General features: G+C 77.8%; 1 protein-coding gene. It reads left to right on the top strand.

What is annotated here, in order from left to right:
• On the top strand, positions 1 to 840 hold an 840-nt coding region (locus AE652_RS41550), incomplete at its 5' end, for a hypothetical protein (RefSeq protein WP_049661194.1).
• Positions 841 to 1,301: the final 461 nt, after the last annotated feature.

The raw sequence follows: 1,301 nt of genomic DNA, 5'->3' as shown, positions 1-1,301 counted from the left end.
GCCAGCACCGGCTCCGCCCCGGTGTCCGCGACCCCGCCGCCGGTGGTCCCCGCCGGGCCGCCGCCGCTGCCCGCGCTGGGGGGCCTGCGGTTCGACGGGACCGGCCTCACCGGCCGCCCCCCGTACGCGAGTTCGGCCGTCCGGGCCGGTTCGCCGTCGGACCCGCGGGAGTCCCGGATCCCCTGGGACACCGTCCGCGCACTGCTCAACCGCGCCTACCGCCAGGAGCGCGGCCGGCTGCTGCCGATGCTGCGGGAGTGGCTCGCCCCCGAGCATGTGGCGGCGGACCTGCTGGCCGAGGCGGACGCGCTGGTGGCGGCCCTGCCGTCGGAGCTGTTCGTTGGGCTCCCGCACGAGGAGGACGCCCGACTGCTGCTCCGGGCCGGGTACGTCCTCCACGGCTCCTCGGCGGACCCGGGGGAGGAGGCCGCCGCGGCGGAGCAGGCCCGGGCCGAGCTGGCCGCCGCCCTGCTGGACCTGCTGGAGCCGCTGCGCGACCCCGCGCCGGACCCGGCCGCGGTCGAGCGGTCCCTGGACGGCCTGCGGGACGCCGTCTCCGCCCTGCCGGACCCGACCGGGGCCGCCGTGCGGGACGTCCTGGCCAGGATCGCGCGGACGCGGACGCGGATCACCGCGACCACCCCGCTGCACGAGGCCAACTCCCTGGTGAACGAACTGGCCGGCCGCTTGATCGGCCAGGACGTGCGCCGCCTGCTGGGCGTGCCGACGGGCGACGGGGACCTCGAGTTCCTCGCCGGCCGGATCTTCCACGAGGCCCACGTCGTCCGTGACGACTGCTTCGACGTGAGGACGGTGCGCCATGCCCTGCGCGGCCTGTAGCGGGGGCCGTGGGAACGGCGGGACGGCCCCGGCCGTCCCGCCCCCGGGGGCGGGCACCATCTGCCCGCCCGGCGGTGTGGTGGCCGTCGACATTGCCGGGCGGGCGGAAGTTCCGTACCTTGGTGCCGGCTTTGGCCCCCGAAGGGCTGTCCTTGACCTTGAGGCGTCGTCATCTGCCGTCGCACGGGCGGGTGGTGACCACCGCCGGCGGCGGGTGCGGGGAGAAGTCCCTCATGGCCGCCGAATCCGCTCCGGCCCTGAATTCCCCCCCCGGTTCCCCGGCCTCCGCATGCCGGTACGGACCGGCGCTTCGGCGGCGAAGGGCGGGAGCACCGGTGGGGTGGGGCGCGGGTCCGGCCGTCGGGGTGCAGGGGCGGTAGGTGGTCGGCAGGGGTTGAGGCCCCGGCCGGCCGCGGCGAGGCTTGGAACCGGGCCGACCGGGCCGACCGGGCCGACCGGGC

The organism is Kitasatospora sp. MY 5-36, from assembly GCF_001182915.1.
Classification (GTDB): domain Bacteria; phylum Actinomycetota; class Actinomycetes; order Streptomycetales; family Streptomycetaceae; genus Kitasatospora.
Note: the sequence above shows the minus strand (reverse complement) of the source record. Positions and strands in the feature narration are given on the sequence as shown.